The sequence below is a fragment of the Pseudomonas sp. B21-059 genome (assembly GCF_026016285.1).
Classification (GTDB): domain Bacteria; phylum Pseudomonadota; class Gammaproteobacteria; order Pseudomonadales; family Pseudomonadaceae; genus Aquipseudomonas; species Aquipseudomonas danubii.
The window spans coordinates 6616828-6633298 of the sequence record NZ_CP087201.1; the positions used below are offsets into that span (position 1 = coordinate 6616828).

A 16471-nucleotide genomic window follows, 5' to 3' on the forward strand; every position below is an offset into this window, starting at 1 on the left:
CTCGACAGACAGCGGCCGGTCATGACTTCTGACCGGTCGATGCGAGCAGTTCCTTCAAAATCGTCGCCGGGTCGGCTCGCCGTTGCTGGCGATAATTCCCGACATGGCGGACGAATAACGTAGCGCGCGTCACCAGGCTCTTGCCGAGCACCGGCTTGCGATTGAGTTCTTCCTTGATCCGTTGAAATTGCGCCTGGATCACCGCGTCGGTGTAACGGGTGCCCGTGGCCAGGTTGTCGATGTAGATCGCCACCGCCCCGTCCAGTGCGCTGCGGCCGTTGTCGATGGCTTCGGCGAACAGCTTGGCGCTGGGTTCGTCCTTGGCATCGATGGCCTGCTGCTGGCTCTTCTTCAGGTTGGTCAGGCGGATGTTGTAGTTATTGATGGTCTCGGCCACCAGGGCCGACGACTGGATCAGGTTGCCCGCCGCTTCCTCGCGCTGCTGGGCGATCAGCGAGACGTTGCGCTTGAGCTCTTCGTTGACCAGCCCCAGCTCCGCCTGCAGACGCGGGTCGACACTGGCGGCGATGATGGCGTCCAGGCGCTTGGTGGGGTCCTGGGCGTCATCGATGGCGTCGGTCAGGGACGCCAGGCGGCCTTCCTTCTGCCACTGGGCGAACAGCTCCTTGTAGCGCGAACGCGGGGCCGACAAGGCGCCGATGGCCACCCGAAAACCCGTGGTTTCATTGCTCTGCTCAGTTCCGTCGGCGCCAAACAGCGGGTACTCGCGGCGCATGCCGGTAAACAGCGTGCCCTCGCCTTCCAGGTAATTGCCGCCCTTGACCACGAAGCCACCATAGGTGCCCTGGCGCCGTCCGGCGCGCACCAGCTGGAACGACTCCTGGACCATCTCGGCGGCATTGCCGATCACGTCGAACAGGCCGATGGGGTTGGGCAGCTTGGTGCCGATCGGCATCAGCCGCGCCGCCTGGCCCGTGCCGCCGGCCACCTGATTGAACACCGCCCAGTCCGCCAGCGGGCCATCGCTCTCGCTGCCCTCCAGGCGCCGTGGAAACAGCCGCCCTTCCAGCTCCTGGCGACTCACCGCCTGACCGCCACGGGCGGCGTATTCCCACTCCACTTCGGTGGGCAGGCGCACGAAGCCCAGGCCGCCGTCTTCGGAGGAACTGCCACGGCCGCTGACCGGCAGCAAGTCACGGTGATGCTTCATCAGCCAGGCGCTGTACACCGCCGCGAAACGCTCGGCCTCGAAGCGCGACAGCTTGACCTTGGGCAAACGCCCCTGCATGCCCTCCGAGGCTTCACAGGCCGGGGCCGGCTCGCCGCTGGCCAGGGACTGGGCCTGGGCCATCACCTGGGCGTACTGGCGAGCGGTGACTTCGTACTTGCCGATGAAATACAGCATCGGCTTGAGGGGCACCCCGGCACCGGTTTTCGGCAAGGCCGGAGCAATGGTCTTGCTCCAGGCGCCAGGCAGGTCCTTGAGGGTGAACTGGCCATTGATGTAGTCCCGGCGATAACCGGAGATGAACGATTGCTGGTAGCCGCTCTCACCTTCGCTGAAGGGATAGCCAAGGTTGACCTCGCGGTCGTCCAGGGTGCCCTGGGCCAGGACGTAGACATAGCGGAACACCATCTCGCCTTCACAGGGCAGCGGCAGACTGACGTCGTCCGGCAAGGGCTTGGGGTTGTCCATCTTGTTGCCGGGCTCTTGCGCCCACACGGCGCCGGCCAGGGTCATGGCCAACACGGGGCCGATCAACTTATACATCGCGAATTCCTTCACAGGCTTCAATGCGCGACACCCGCCAGCCGCCCAGCGCGGCGGCCAGGGTGCTGACGCCCAGCGTCGCCAACAGGGCCAGCCCGTAATGGGCCGGCAGCAGATGACTGGCGTACTCGCCGGGCACCTGCATGAACAAATGATTCAGCCCGGCCTGGGCCAGGCCATACAGAGCGCCACTCAACAACGCAGCGAAACCGGCGCTGTACAGCGCCTGGGCCACCACGAACAACAGCAGGGCGCCGGTGGAGAATCCCAGCAGGCGCAGCACCGACAACTCCCGGCGCTTGCGCTCCACCGCCGCCAGGGCCCCGGCGAAGATCGCCGCAAAGGCGCCCGCCAGGGCCAGCCCGGCGATCACCCAGAAGACAATGGACAGGTTGCGACTCAAGGACTGCACCTGGGCGATGGTCTGGGCCTGGGTCGCCACCAACAGGCCACGCTCGGCGAAATAGCGGCGCAAGGGTTCGACGTCATCCAGGCTGCGGGCATACAGGCGAAAGGCCGGGTAGACCCGCTGCGCGGACGCGGCCGGCGCTTCGCCGAGCCAGCCAAGGGCCGCCACGGCACGGCCGTCGCGGTAGTCCTCGGCGGCCTCCAGCAAGGCCAGCGGGGCGAACAGGGCATCCCGGGCAAAGGCTTCCAGGGGCAATACGCCCTCCACCTGGACCCGGGTCCGCTGCACTTCGCTGCGCCCCGCCACTTGCCGGCCGAAGCTTGCCTGCAGCCAATCACCAGGCTGTACGCCAAGCTTCTCGGCGGCGGTACGGCTCAGGAGCACGCCACTCATGTTCCGCGGCACCGGCAAACGCCCGAGCAGGGGGTCCGAGACAGCGGTCGGCAACATTTCCACGGTCAGTCCGATATCCCCCGTGCCCCGGGACAAGTCTGCCGTCGCGGCAATCTGCCGGGTGCGCGGCAAGGCAAAGGCTACGTCCGGACGCTGGCCCAGTTCAGCAATGAAGCTGGCGCTGAAACGTCCACCGCCCAGGGGAATGATCTCGCGTACCGCCGGGTCTTTTTCCAGGCGCTCGGTGAGGCTGCTCACCAGCCCGAACTTGAGCCCGAACAGCACCAGCAACGGCGCAATCACCGCCACCAGGGCCAGCACCGAACAGGCCGACAACCAGGTATCGGCGCGGTAGTCCTGCCAGGCCAGGGCTGCGGTCAGGGACGCACGCATCAGCAAGCCTCCCCCAGCGTCGCGGTGACCCCGCCGTCGGCATCGCGCTGGCAGGCAATGCGCCGCACCTGCAAGCCGTTGGCCCGGGCCAGCACCTCATCGTGGGTGGCGATCACGCAGCACAGCCGCTGATCCCGCGCCTGTTGCACCAACAGTTGCATCACCCGCTGAGCGTTCAAGGGGTCCAGGGCCGCGGTCGGCTCATCCGCCAGCAGCACCTGCGGACCATGGGCCAAGGCCCGGGCACAACTGACCCGCTGACGCTGGCCCACCGACAGAGCGGCAGGCTTTTTGTGCAGTTGATCGGCGATTTCCAGGCGTTCGGCCAAACGCCGTGGAATGCCCTCGTCCGCCAGCCCCAGCAACTGCCGGGGCAGGCTGATGTTGCTGCGCACATCAAGAAACCCCAGCAGACCGCCAGTCTGCAGCACATAACCCAGGTGCCGGCTGCGCAACTGCGCCAGGGCACTGTGACCGGTGCCGCGCCAGATGCCGGCAATGTCGATGGGGTCATTGGCCGGCGCGAATTCAAAGCGCGCCGCCGAGTCCGGAGCCAGCACCAGCGCCAGCAGATCGAGCAGCGTGCTCTTGCCGCAGCCGCTGGGGCCGACCACCGCCAGTTGATCGCCCGCACGCAATTGCAGCCTGGGGATCACCAGGCTGTAGCGCTGGCGACCCTCGCCGCGACTCTTGCGCACCTCTGCCAGATCGAGCATCACGGCAGGGTCGACAACGGAACGCGGTACAGGGCATCACCCGGCTCGGCATCGCCGAAGCGCACCCAGTTGGCCAGGTCGTTGTGGAAGGTCTCGTAGAGACGGATCTTCGAATCCAGCTCGTCGATGAAATCTTCCTGCTCGGCCACGCTCAGGGACAGCCACAGGTCCTGGGTCATGTTCAGCGACTTGCTGCGGTACGGCAGCCCTTCCAGGTATTCCCCCAGCACGCCGCCGTCGGCCAGGTTGCCGCCCTTGCGCAGAGCCGAGGGGTCGCGGCTCATGTAGGCACTGGCGCTGGCGATTTCCTGGAAGAAATCCTTGGGCGAGGTCTGGGTCTTGCGTGCCGCATCGACAATCAGCTTCAGCGACTGCTGCAAGTCGTTGAGCTGCAGCTTGGTGAGCATCACGCAGACCTGGAAGGCCGGCAGCGCCGGGTTGGTCAGGTCGCGGTCGGCGGTCCAGGCGCTGACCAGCTGCGGCGCCTGACTCGCGGATTTGCGACCGAGGAAATCCATGTGCATGGCGTAGCCGATGGCTGCCGACTTCTGCGCGATGCTCGGCGCCGCCGCCAGCTGCGGGACGTCCTGGTTCTGGTTGCTGCGCACCTGATGCACCAGGTCGGCGAACACCGTGCCGATCTCGTCGACCTGCTCGCCGAACTTGCGCACATCGCCGCCGGGCACCGGAATGTACAGGTCGCCGATCTTCGGGTTGGCGTCGGCAGTCAGCACCCGGTACTGGGTTTCCGCCTGGGCGTGGTTTTTCTTGCCGGCATCGGTGCGCAGGTGCAGGGCGTAGATCTTGATCTGCTTGCCCAAAGCCGCCTGACGCACTTCCGCCTCGTTCATCTGGGTGCGGCTGTAAGGATCGTTCTTGCGCAGGGCCCCGGCATCACTGACCAGCAGGATCAGGCGACCGCCGTAGCCCTTCCAGTCCATGCCTTCCACTGCCTGCATCACCCCGGCAAAGGCGTCTTCGTTGAACGAGTGGCTGGAGACACTGGTGGCCTTGACCTGGCTCACCAGCTCCTGGAAGCGCTGCGGGTCGCGGCCCTGATCCAGGGTCACCAGGGTCTTGGTCACGTACTCCAGGCCCGGGGTCTTGCTGGTGTTGTTGCGAAACCCCACCAGGCCGAAGCTGACACTGTCCAGCTCGCCGCGCGCGGCGATCTTGCTCTGCAGCTCGTGGACCACGTCGCGCACCTGATCGATGTACGGCTGCATCGACACCGAGGTGTCCACCACCAGCACCACTGCCGTGCGGAAGGCATCGGCGGCGGCCGGCGGGCTGTTCGCCGGCAGGCGCTTGCCACTGCTGTCGCTGATGCTCTGCGGGCTGTTGCCCGGGTCGATCGAGGCGACATTGAGCAACTGCACCGGCTGACCGTTCTCGTCGAAGCTCTCCTTGGCGTCGAAGATCGGCAGCAGGTAGAACTGCTCCTGGGGCACTGCGCTGGCATTGGGTTCCAGGGCCAGCACCTGCTGCTCGTCCTGGGGATTCTTCTGCGCCCTGAGCAGCAGGTTCTTGGCCGCCGCCGGGTCCGCCAGCAAACGCTCCAGCTCGCTGGCCTGACGCACGAACATCACCGGTGCACGACCGGAACGCTCGGTAAATTTCAGCACCAGGCTCTGCTTCCAGTCGCTGACCTGCTCGGCCGGCAGCCAGCCGGCGCTGCGCCCGTCACTGGCAGCGCCCAGGCGCAGCCAGGAGCGGCCGTCGAGGTTCTTGCGCTGGTACACATACAGCACCGAGAACGCCGGCACCGACTTGTCCGGCGTGGCGCCCGGCTCGCTGGAAAAGCTCGCCCCCGGCTTGCTCAGCACCCGCTGGAACAGGGTCTTCTTGCCCGGCATCAGCAACGGCCGCTGGCCGCCATCGACATCCGCTGCCAGTGGCTGCTCCACCGGTGGCGCCACCACGGCAGGCGGGGTGCTGACCGTCGAAGCGGACTTGGGCGCAGGCGCCGGGCTGTCGCCGGACAGCCACCAATAACCAGCGCCGGCCACCGCCAGGGCGACGGCCACGGCGACGCCGGCCAGGGCCAGCACCGGGCCACGGTGCTGTTCGGAAGCCCCACTGCCGGCTGGTGGCAGATTGGAGGTGCGCGGCGGCGGCGCTGGCTCCTCGGGCGGCTCGCGGCGCGGCGCCGGTTGTGGCGCAGGTGCCTGCCGGGGAATCTCGATCGACACCGGGGTCAACCCGGCGAGGTCGTTGCCCTGAGGTACAGGCTGGGGTGCAGCCTGAGGCGGCAACGGCAACGGCTGGATCAGCGTCGCCTCGACCTCGGTCGCCTCCGGCGGCAGGTTGTCCAGGGCCGTCAGCAAGGCCGCCGCATCCGGATAACGTTCCGCCGGGTCCTTGGCCAGCAGCTTGCGCAGGATGTGCTGGTAGCGCCCGTGGTGCAGCGGCAGCTCCGGCAACGGCTCGGTGAGGTGGGCCAGGGCCGTGGACAGGGCGTCGGTGCCGTTATACGGCAGCTCGCCGACGAGAATCTCGTACAGCACCACGCCCAGGGCATAGAGGTCGGCGCGCCCGTCGATGTCCTGGCCCCGGGCCTGTTCCGGGCTCATGTAGCTCGGCGTGCCCACGGCAAAACCGGCCTGGGTGAATTGGGTGCGGTCATCCAGGGACTTGGCGATGCCGAAGTCCGAAAGCACCGCCGTGCCGTCGGCGCGGAACAGGATGTTGGCCGGCTTCACATCACGGTGCACCAACCCCTGGGCGTGGGCATAACCCAGGGCCGAAGCGATCTGGCGGATGTAGGCCAGGCCCTGCTCCGGGGTCAGCCCGGCGGCAATGCGCTCTTTCAGGGTGCCGTTGGGCAGGTACTCCATGGCCATGTAGTACAGCTCGCCGACATTGCCGATGTCGTGGATGGTCACGGTGTGCGGATGGGACAGGCGCGCCAGGGTCTTGCCCTCGCGCAAAAAGCGCTCGCAGAAGCTCGGGTCGGCGGCCAGCGCCGCGGCCATCACCTTGAGCGCCACCTTGCGCTCAAGCGAACGCTGGGTCGCCAGGTACACGGTGGCCATGGCGCCTTCGCCAATCTCGCCCTGGATGTCAAAGCCGGGAATCAGAATATCCATGGTCACTGTCCTGCGGCCTTGATCACGATGGCGGTGATGTTGTCCGGCGCGCCCCGTGTCAGGCCCAGGTGAATCAGGCTACGCACCACGTCGTTGGGCTCGCTGTGGCTGAGCACATCGCGCAGCTCGAAGTCTTCGGCGGTCTTGTTCAAGCCGTCGCTGCACAGCAGGAAGGTGTCGCCGTCCTCCACCTGCAGGTCGACCTGGGACAGCTCCAACTGGGCTTCGACGCCAATGGCCCGGGTGACGATATTGGCCCGGGGGTGCACCCGCGCCTCGGCTTCGCTGAGCAGGCCACTGTCCTGCAGGTCCTGGACGTAGCTGTGATCCCTGGAAATGCTTTCCAACTGCTCGTCCCGCAGCCGGTACAGGCGGCTGTCGCCGGCCCACAGGCACACCGCCCGAGCACCGCGCACCGCCAGCAGGACCACGGTGCTGCCCATCATGGTCACCCCGCGATTGGCGGTTTCCTCGCGCACGGCGGCATTCACCGCCGCCAGGCCATTGCGCAGCGCGGCGACGTAATGGTCGAGGCTGTCGACCGGCGCAATGCCGCGCAGGCTATCGACGATCAAGCTGCTGACGTAATCCCCGGCAGCGTGCCCGCCCATGCCGTCGGCCACCAGCCAGAGGCCGGCTTCCGGGGCTTCGAGCCAGGCGTCTTCATTGATTTTCCGCACCATGCCGACATGGCTGTAGCTGGCGGACTGGTAGGACAGTTGTGGCGCTGAACCCATTTAGACGGCACCTTCTTGTCCGAGCAAAAATTGCGCAAAATCGCTGGCCGGCGGCAGCCCCTGGCAACGCAGGAGCATCGGGCTGATGGACGGCGAACCCCGGCCCCACCAGGCGCTCGACCCTTCACTGCCCTGGGTCGCGAGGATCGCGCCACGGGACTGTGGATCGCTGACATAAAACCGCTGCAGGCCGGCGAAATGGCTGCATTCGGCGCGAGTCGCCGGGCTCGGCGCTCCCAGGGCCTGCAACCCGTCCTCCAGGGCTTCGAAACTGGCGTCCTGGTCCAGGGTCGCCAGCAGCAGCTCTTCCACCTGTTCGAACCACAGCTCCGGGCCACTCACCAGGGAGGCCACATCGCTTTCAGGCTCCAGCAAGGCGGCCACGGTCAGGGGGAAGTAACGCCCGACCCGGTCGATGCTCGGCATCACCACGCCCACCGCCGCCTGGGGCCCACAGACTCCCGGAGCCAGGGCGAACCGCCACAGCGGGCTGACCAGGTAGGCGTTCAGCCACTGCTCGCCCAGGGCGTTCTGGCTGGCCAGCAAACCCGCCGCCAGCCAACTGTCCCAAGGACCGATGAAACTCTGCGGCAAGCCACGGCTGACAAAATCGCCGCGGCTGGCCAACTTGCCGTACAGGCCGACCACCGTCATAGCCGCTCCGGCAGGCTGAAGCCGCTGAGCACCCGGCTCTTGAACGGGTTGAAGGCACTGCTGGCCCGCAGTTCGTAGGAAATGCTCGCGCCATCCACCCGCAGCCGCAGGTTGAAGCGGTCCGGCGAGTTGGTGGCGGTCAGGTCCGATTGCTCCAGCAGGCGGAACCAGGCCCAGGGACCGTCCAGGGTGATCCCGGAGCGCCCAGTGGCCGATGGCGGCATGATCGACAGGCGCACCACGCCGATGCTCCCCGGGTTCGGCCATTGCATGGCCACCGGCCGGCTCGGACCGTGGTCGTAGCTCAGTTGCTGGCCATCCAGGTCGAGGAGGAACTGGCTGATGTTGGCGTCCATGGCCACCGGCTTGAGTTCGAAACGCACCGCCGGCTGGGTCCCGCCACTGGAGCGGAAGAACGCATCGCGGATGTTCGAGGCGCGCTGGAAGGTTTGCAGCACGCCGGGGGAAATGCCCAGCTTCTGCGCCGCGCCCGGCTGCCAGCTCCAGGTGGTGGTCGAGGTGTTGACGTAAGGCTGCAGGTACTTGCGGAAGTAGTTGTCCATCACCCCGCCGGTACCGAAGAACTGCCCGAAGTCTTCCAGGGTCGCGTCCCGCGAGCTGCCCGGCGACATCGGATAACGCCCGCTCAGAGACTGGCGATAAACGTTCACCACCTCGCTGACCCAGGCCGCATTCAGTTGGTTGCGCACCCCGCCCATCATGGTGTTGGTGGTGGAACTGACCACCGATTTCACCAGCCCCTGGACCACCGGCGGCTGGCGCTCGGCGGTCAGGCTGACCCGCGCCGCCGCGGCACTGGCCTGGTTCTTGGCCTCGCCCAGCAAGGCATCGCCGCTGGCCCCGACCATGGCACTGACCTGCACGTACAGGGCATTCATGTCCGCCAGCAGGCCGTCGATGGCCGCCGGCTCGCCCTCGCCCTTGCTCACCAGGCTGTTGAGCTCGGCAAAATGCGCACTGACCGGGTCTTCGCTGCTGGCCACGGCCGCCGGATTGCCCGCCTGTTCCTGGCCCAGCAGGGAACCCAGGCGCTGCTTGAGTTGATCCACACCGCCCTCGACCTTCTGGCCCTGGGCCGCCAACAGGCGTTCTTCCTGTTGCAGATCGGTTTCCTTGGCCACCGCCACCAACAGCTTCTTCAGCGGCGAGGTGGGACCGGAAAGAATCCGCAGCACGTCCGCGGCCTGGGCCACGCTGGTGATCGGCACGAAGTCGATGTCCGCCAGCAAGGCGTCCCACTGGCGCAGGTAGTCCTGGAAGTACAGGCGACGCACGTCGGCGGCAAGGCTGGCGACGTTCTGCTGGTCGGCCTGATCGCGGCCCAGTACCCACTGCTCTTCGGCCAGGGTGCCGGCCTGGTTGAGACTGGCCAGGAGGAAGCCTTCGCGGTAGCCCTTGGCGGTGAACAGCCCGCTCAGGGGTTCGCTCAACGGCTTGCCGCTCTTGCGGGTGAACACCAGCGCCGCGTCACGGCCACCGGCCTCGCTGAGGCGGAAGTCCGGCACACCGTCCGGCAGCTTGGCGCGCTTGACCCGGTCATACACGCGCTGGGCCACCGGCAGCTGTTGCAGCTGGCGGCGCAGGTCGTCGATCAGGCGCTGGTCCAGACGCGCATTGGGCGGATGTTTTTCGAACAGCGCCTGCAGGTGGCCGGTCAGGGCCTGGCGCTGCTCGGGCGGAAGGTCGCGGGCCAGGGTCCGGTCCCAATCCAGGGTGATCCAGGCCTTGATGAAGTCCGGATCGTAGTGCTCGCTGTCCGCCAGCATCAGGTAGGCCTTGAGGCCCTCGTAGAGGAAGTCCGAGTTGCCGCCGCTGTGCAGTTGCTCTTCGATGCGGGTCATCAAGCGCGGGGCGAACACCGCCACCAGCAGCTTGCGATAGACGCTGGCGGCCTCGGCTTCGAGCATGTCGCCCTGATACAGACCCAGGCCTTCGGCCCAGCCCGGCGCATCGCCGGCCAGGTTGCGCGTGGCGTTGAGCAGCGGCAGCACCGCCAGCACATCGCGCTGGGCCGGGCTGAGGCTTTGCACGTCCTGACGCACCGGGCCGACGCGCTGGTCGACCTGGGCGATATAGGCCTGGTTGGCCCGGTAACTGATGATCCACAAGGTACTGACCACCAGCACCAGGGCCACGGTGGCCGCCAGGGCGCCCCGAGCGATCCATTTACGCCGCCGCTCGACCTTGGGGTTGACCCCCACCAGCCCGCGCTCGGCAAAGGCCACCGCGCTGAACAGTTTCTCGATGAAGTAGCTGCGCCCGGTGCCGGTCTGCCGCGCCAGGTGCTGGCGGTCCAGGTTCATGCTCTGGGCCATGGCGCCGATCAGGCGGTCGATGGGGCTGCCTTCCTGGGTGCCGCTGGTGAAATACACCCCGCGTAGCAGCACGCGCTCTTCGAAGGCGTTGGGTTTGAACACGCCTTCGAGGAAGCCCTGCAAGGACTCCTTGAGCGCCGCGAATTGCTGCGGGAAGCCGTAGATCAGGTCGCGCCGGGCCGGATCGCGCTCCTGTTGCAGGCGCTCCACCAGGCGTTCGTTGAGGCGCTGCTCGAGGGCCGCCAGCTCCGCCGGCAACTGGGCCAGCGGGCTGTCGCCGCTCTTGCCGTCGTCCAGGGCGAAGGTCATGCCCCAGACCTGGGCCCGCTCTTCCTTGCTCAGGGAATCGAAGAACTCCATGAAACCCGGCACCAGATCCAGCTTGGTGAGCATCAGGTAGATGGGGAAGCGCACTCCCAGCTGGGTGTACAGCTCCTGGATACGCAGGCGAATCGCCGCGGCATGCGCCGCCCGCTCGGCTTCGCTGCTGAGCAGCAGGTCGGAGAGGCTGATGGCGACGAAGGCGCCATCGATGGGCCGCCGCGAACGCTGGGTTTTCAGCAGGTCGAGAAAGCCCAGCCAGGCCGCCTTGTCCACCGCGGCATGGCTGTCCTGGGTGGTGTAGCGCCCGGCGGTGTCCAGCAGCACGGCCTGATCGGTGAACCACCAGTCGCAGTTGCGGGTGCCGCCGACGCCGCGCACGGCACCGGCGCCCAGCTGCGCGGCCAGGGGAAAATGCAGGCCGGAGTTGACCAGCGCGGTGGTCTTGCCCGAGCCCGGTGGCCCGATGATCACGTACCACGGCAGCTCGTAGAGGTTACGCCGCTCGTCACCGCCGAGCTTGGCCTTCTTCAACAGCGCCAGGGCTTCGTCCATGCGCTGGCGCAGGGCCGCCAGTTCCTCGGCGGTGGCCACGCTGTCCGGGTCCGGCGGGGTATCGGCGGCCAGGCTTTGCAGGACTTTGGCCGCGTGCCGGCGGGCCTGGATGATGCGAAACACCCGGTAGCCGATCCACACCGCGAAAATGACAATGATCAGCGCCCAACGCCGCCCTTCCGGCACCAGGAACTCCAGCAACGGGCCAATGAACCAGATGATCAGGCTCAGGGCGATCAGCCCCAGCAGTGGAATCACCCAGCGCGTCACAAAACTGAAAAACGCCTTCACTCGACTCCCTCCGCCAATACGCTGATTTCTACCCGACGATTGCGCGCCCGCCCTTCAGCGGTGGCATTGGTTGCCAACGGCTCGGTGTCGCTGCGGCCTTCGGCGCTGAAGCGCTCCGGCTGCCCGGTCTTCGCTGCGAGAATCTGCAACACCGATTCGGCGCGGGCCTGGGACAGCTTCCAGTTGGACGGGAAGCGCAAGGTGGCGATCGGTCGGTTGTCGCTGTGGCCGGTGATCCGCACCTGGCCCTTGACCTTGCGCACGGCGTCGGCGATGCGCAGCATCAGCGGCTGGTAGTCATCGAGGATGCTGGCGCTGGCCGAGGCGAACAGCTCGTCGCCACGGATGGTCACCACCGAACGGTCGACGGCGTCTTCCACCGCCACCCGCCCAGCCTTGATGTCCTCGGCAAGAAAGCCCGCCAGGCGCGGACGCTCGACAATCTTGGGCTGGATCACCGGGCGGTCCAGGGTCTGCACCGGGATCTCGCCCAGGGCATGGATGTTCTTGAACACCGGCTCAGCGTCCGCCGCCAGCTTCAGGCGCAGGCCGAACAGCAGCGTCAGGAGCAAGGCCACACCAATGGCGATACCGACCCAGGGCGGCATGAACTGGGCCAGGCGATCACGGGCCACGCTGACCCCGCGCCAATGGGGCGAGAGCTCGCGCTCATGCTCGCCACGGGCACTGCGGATGATCGCCGCAGTGCGCTCGCGCAGGGCTTCGAGCTGGCTGCGACCGTCGATCATCACCCGGTAGCGGCCTTCGAAACCCAGGCACATGCACAGGTACAGCAGCTCCAGCAGGTACAGGCGCTCGCGGGGGCTTTGCAGGCAGTGCTCCAGCAACTGGAAGACCTTCTCGCCGCCCCAGGCTTCGTTGTGCACGGTGATCAGCAGGCTCTGCTTGCCCCAATCGCTGGTGCTGCCCCAAGGGGTGCTGAGCACCGCTTCATCCAGGGCGGTGCACAGCGCATAGCGGGCCAGCAGCACATCGTTGCGCGGCACGCCAGCGGCCTCGGCCCGCTCCTCGAACTGGCGCAGATAGGCCAGCAGTTGCGCCCGCAGGCTGGCCGGCGCCGGATGGGCCAGGGTGTTGCGCAGCCGGGTGAGCAAGGCCAGCAGCGGGCCGGCAGCACTCTCCAGGGGGTTCAGGCCCTGGGCCTGGCCGGCCGGCAGCGGCGCCGCCGGCATGGCCAGGGACGGCGCTGGCGCCGGAGCCGGACGCCCGGGCTCGGGAGCACGGCCACCGGGGCGCGGCATGAATTGGGTGCGGTCATTGGCCGGGGACGGCTGCCCTGCCGAATCGTCGAAAGGATGCATCGCGACTTATCCTCGAATGGCCCAGAAGGCCAGGTTCAAGCCCGGGAATTCCCCGGCGACGTGGAACGCGAAGCCGCCGGAATGAACCAGCTGCTTCCAGTGCTCGCTGCCACGGTCGAGCTCGTAGTAGGTGGAGCCGGCGTGATACGGCAACTGCCGTGGCGCCACCGGCAGCGGCAACAGGCCGATGCCCGGCAACTGCAGGTTGACCAGATCGCGGATGTGCTCCACCGAGCCCACTTTGCTCTGCTGGGCAAAACGCCCGCGCAGGGTCTCGCCGGGCACGTCGGCGCGCACCACCAGGATGAAGCTGGCGCTCTCCAGCAAGGTGCGGTCCGCCAGCATGGCCACGTGCACGCCGTAGGCTTTCTCGACAATCGGGATCGGCGTCGCCTTGCTGTCGATCAGCATCGACAGGGCCTCGCGCAGGGCCTGCATCACCGGGGCAAAGCTCAGGGCCAGCTCATCGTGCTGGTACTGCGGGTACTCAGCGGGGCGTCGAGCGCTGTTGGAGAAGGTCGAGAATTCGCCGGCCAGGCTCACCAGTTCGCTGTACAAGCGCTCGGGGTGCAGCGGGCTGATCTGGTTCAGGTGGCTGACCAGCGGCTGGGCGCGGTTGACCAGTTGCAGCAGCATGAAGTCGGCGATTTCCGAAGCGCCTCCGGCCCCCGAAGCCACCACCCGTCCGGCCAGGGCTTCGCCCCGCTGGTGCAGCAGGCCCAGCAGCTCGCTGCGAAAGGCGCTCAAGGGCTTGGACGCGGCCACATCCAGCAGCGGCGGGATGTAGCTGTCATCCAGCACCAGGGCGCGGTCGGCGCGCTTTTCCTTGACCCGCACCACACCGATGGCGGCGTAGTCGCTGAGGCCGTCCGCCGCGGTCAGCAGGCGCAAGGCTCGGGAGCCCACCGCCACCGGCGCACGGTTTTCAAAGGGGGCGTTGTCGTCCCGCACCTCGCGCACCTGGCTCAGGTAACGGGCAGCGCCCAGCTCCTCGCCTTCGTCCACGGTATCCCGGGCGCCGGCGCGCTTGAGCGGCAGCGCCAGGTAAACCAGGCCATCGCGCAGGCTGTCGTCGATGCTCAGCGGGCTCGGCGCCAGGTCGTCATGGGGAATGTTGAACGGTGTGCCGTCGGGCAACAGGCCGCGGGCGCTGACAATGGCCAGCTTGCCCTGGGCCAGCAGGCCCTGATCGATACGCAGCTCGGAGAATCCCCAGGCCCCTGCCGACAGCGGACGGCTGCGGGCATCGATGAGGTTTTCCAGGTAACGGTCATGCTGCTGGAAGTGCTGGGTTCCAATGAACATGCCTTCCGACCAGACCACGCGATTGTTCCAGGACATGGTTGCTCCGATTGCCTATTGGGCAGGGCTGGATGGGGGGGCCACGAGCTCGGCGCTGATCGCGCGGACATCGAGGACGATCTGATACTGATTGTTCAGGCGCTGCGCCGTGTTGACCCCGACTCGCCACAGGGCCTGGTCCACTTCGCGATAGCCCACCAACAGGCCGACCTGACGGGTGGCCGGGTCCAGGGTGCGCTTGAGGGTGAACTGGTCGCCGGGCTTGACCAGCACTTCATCCTGGTCGATGAGGTCCGGGCCCAGGGTGGCCGGGGCCCGCTCCGCCAGGGCGAAGTAGTCGGCGCGCATGAAGGTGGCCGGGTTCTTGAGTTCGAAGATCCGCACCCGCACCGGCGTGCTCAGGCCGTCAGGGCCCGGGTTGAGCCCGGCCACGGCCTGGAAACGCAGCTCCACGGTGGTGGCGCCAGGTTCTTCCTTGGCCGGCTCGGCGGGCGTTGGTGCGTCCTTGGCACAGGCCGCCAGTACCAGCATGGCGACCAATGTCAGCAATCGTTGAATCATCCTGCGTCCTCAATGACGTGTCAGCTGTCCGTGTATCCGTGTGTTCGGGGGGTTCCAGGCGCGCTCAGGAACGGCGCAGCCGGTGGGTATGCTCTTCGTAGGCGCGACTGAATTCACGACCGAAAAGGTCCTGGAAATCGTCCTGGGCCTCTTGGGAAATCTGCTTGTAGAGCGCCGTGAACTGCTGCCAGTTCTGCGCCTGCCGCGAACCGCTGAACAGGTTGCCCAGGCCACCGGGGCGGGCCATGCGGGCTTCCAGCTCAGTGGGTTCGAAGCGCCCCAGCAGGTGCTTGATCGCGGCTTCCACGCCGGCCATGACGGCCAGCTGGTGAGCCCGCAAATCGTCGAAGCTTTCCTGCACCGCCTGGTCCGGGGCCATGAACGCCTGGTTGCTGTGGCGCAGCAGCAGGAGCATGGCTTCGTCCACGTTAGGGGCAAACTTCAGCGGGTTGTTTTCCACCGGGCGGATCATGGTCTGCTGCATGCGGAACTCGCCCTTGAGGCTGCTGCGGGCACGCAACACATCGATCAGGCCTTCCACCATCAAGCGGTAGCTGCGCCCCAGGCTTTCCATCTGCGCCTGGGCCTGCTGCGGGTCGATGCGCAGCTGGTCCAGCCCGGCGCCCCGCAGGAAGGCTTGCAACAGGTCGGTTTGTGGCCCCGGCTCGACCGCTGGCGCTGGCGCTGGCGCAACGGGAGCCGCAGGGGCGACAGGGGCAACGGGCACCACGGCTGCGACCTCGATCGGCTGCGGCTGCGGCTGCGGTGGTACTGCACTGAACTCAGCGACGCTGGCAAAGGGGTCCGGGGCAACAGGCGGCGCTGCCACTGGCGCTGCGCTCGCCACCGGAGCCGGTCGGGCCGGTGTTTCGCCGAACAGGTCCCAGTCCTCCGGAATCACCGCCGCGCCCTGGGGCGCAGCCGGCTGAGACGCAGCTACGGGCTGAGGCACGGTCGTGGGGGTCGGCGGGCGAAAATCGTGCTGCTCGGCGGGCACATGATCGGGCTGAGTGGCCGGAGGCGTGGCGCTCGGAGTCAGGAAATCGAACAGGTCAGGAAAAGTGTCCTGGGCCGAAGCCCCCTGAAAATGCGCCACCGGCGCCATGGCAATCGGCTCGATCGGCGTGGGAGGCGACGAGTGGCGCCCCATCAGCGCTTCGAAACTGTTGGAGCTGTCCCCGGAAAAGGCCTCAACCTGAGCACGATTGAGACTGAAATCGATCCGCGCACTGATTTCATAATCGCCAATGCGAATAACCTCGCCATCTTCCAATGGCTCACTGCTACCCCGGCGCATACGAATACCGGCACGGACTAACTCCACACCATTAGTACTGTTATCGGTCAAATAATAACGGCCATCCTTGTATTGGATGACACAATGTCGCGCTGAAACTAAGCGCTCGGGATCAGGAAGTACCCAGTCATTATCGGAACTACGGCCAATTGCCATCATTCCCTGATCCATTAGTTTCTCAGGGCATTGGCCAGGGGTAATCTTGTGATAACTAGTGATAGTCAAACACAGCGACATTGCGCCTCCTTGCTGTACTTCCGCGTGCGAACCGGCGGCGGGGAAAAAGTTCCGTAAAAAATGAAAAACCCGCAAAAAATCCTTTAAACAGCACCGTTCACAGCATGATCGCTCAACTTAAACTAC

General features: G+C 66.7%; 11 protein-coding genes. All 11 read right to left on the bottom strand.

Going from position 1 to position 16471, the window contains the following annotated elements; genetic code table 11:
• Nucleotides 1-19: 19 nt before the first annotated feature.
• The 11 genes from LOY69_RS29595 to tagH all read right to left on the bottom strand — a co-directional run bounded on the left by LOY69_RS29595 (nucleotide 20) and on the right by tagH (nucleotide 16345).
• Nucleotides 20-1702, bottom strand: coding sequence for a formylglycine-generating enzyme family protein (locus LOY69_RS29595; protein ID WP_372342486.1), 1683 nt, complete (start codon nucleotides 1700-1702; stop codon nucleotides 20-22).
• A 22-nt stretch (nucleotides 1703-1724) separates the two neighbouring features.
• Nucleotides 1725-2927, bottom strand: coding sequence for an ABC transporter permease (locus LOY69_RS29600; RefSeq protein ID WP_102862280.1), 1203 nt, complete (start codon nucleotides 2925-2927; stop codon nucleotides 1725-1727).
• Nucleotides 2927-3643 (bottom strand): ABC transporter ATP-binding protein, encoded by a 717-nt coding sequence (locus LOY69_RS29605; RefSeq protein ID WP_102881298.1) that lies wholly within the window; start codon nucleotides 3641-3643, stop codon nucleotides 2927-2929. The genes LOY69_RS29600 and LOY69_RS29605 overlap by 1 nt, the downstream gene beginning before the upstream one ends.
• A complete protein-coding gene (locus LOY69_RS29610; protein WP_265073933.1) occupies nucleotides 3643-6732 on the bottom strand; it encodes a serine/threonine-protein kinase in 3090 nt (1029 codons plus the stop codon). The genes LOY69_RS29605 and LOY69_RS29610 overlap by 1 nt, the downstream gene beginning before the upstream one ends.
• 2 nt (nucleotides 6733-6734) lie before the next feature.
• Entirely contained in the window at nucleotides 6735-7469 is a 735-nt protein-coding gene (locus LOY69_RS29615; RefSeq protein WP_102862283.1) for a PP2C family protein-serine/threonine phosphatase, read from the bottom strand.
• The gene (tagF, locus tag LOY69_RS29620) at nucleotides 7470-8123 is read right to left on the bottom strand and encodes a type VI secretion system-associated protein TagF (RefSeq protein ID WP_102881300.1); all 654 of its coding nucleotides are present in this window, start codon (nucleotides 8121-8123) and stop codon (nucleotides 7470-7472) included.
• A complete protein-coding gene (tssM, locus tag LOY69_RS29625) occupies nucleotides 8120-11626 on the bottom strand; it encodes a type VI secretion system membrane subunit TssM (RefSeq protein WP_102862285.1) in 3507 nt (1168 codons plus the stop codon). The genes tagF and tssM overlap by 4 nt, the downstream gene beginning before the upstream one ends.
• Nucleotides 11623-12948, bottom strand: coding sequence for a DotU family type VI secretion system protein (locus LOY69_RS29630; protein ID WP_265073934.1), 1326 nt, complete (start codon nucleotides 12946-12948; stop codon nucleotides 11623-11625). Before LOY69_RS29630 ends, tssM begins: the two co-directional genes overlap by 4 nt.
• A 6-nt stretch (nucleotides 12949-12954) precedes the next feature.
• Nucleotides 12955-14289: a type VI secretion system baseplate subunit TssK gene (tssK, locus tag LOY69_RS29635; RefSeq protein WP_102862287.1), complete on the bottom strand. Its 1335-nt coding sequence runs from the start codon at nucleotides 14287-14289 to the stop codon at nucleotides 12955-12957.
• A 15-nt stretch (nucleotides 14290-14304) separates the two neighbouring features.
• Entirely contained in the window at nucleotides 14305-14811 is a 507-nt protein-coding gene (tssJ, locus tag LOY69_RS29640; RefSeq protein ID WP_102881302.1) for a type VI secretion system lipoprotein TssJ, read from the bottom strand.
• Between the two features lie 64 nt (nucleotides 14812-14875).
• Nucleotides 14876-16345 carry a type VI secretion system-associated FHA domain protein TagH gene (tagH, locus tag LOY69_RS29645; protein WP_265073935.1) on the bottom strand — a complete coding sequence of 490 codons (1470 nt, stop codon included), beginning with the start codon at nucleotides 16343-16345 and terminating at the stop codon, nucleotides 14876-14878.
• Between the last annotated feature and the right edge of the window lie 126 nt (nucleotides 16346-16471).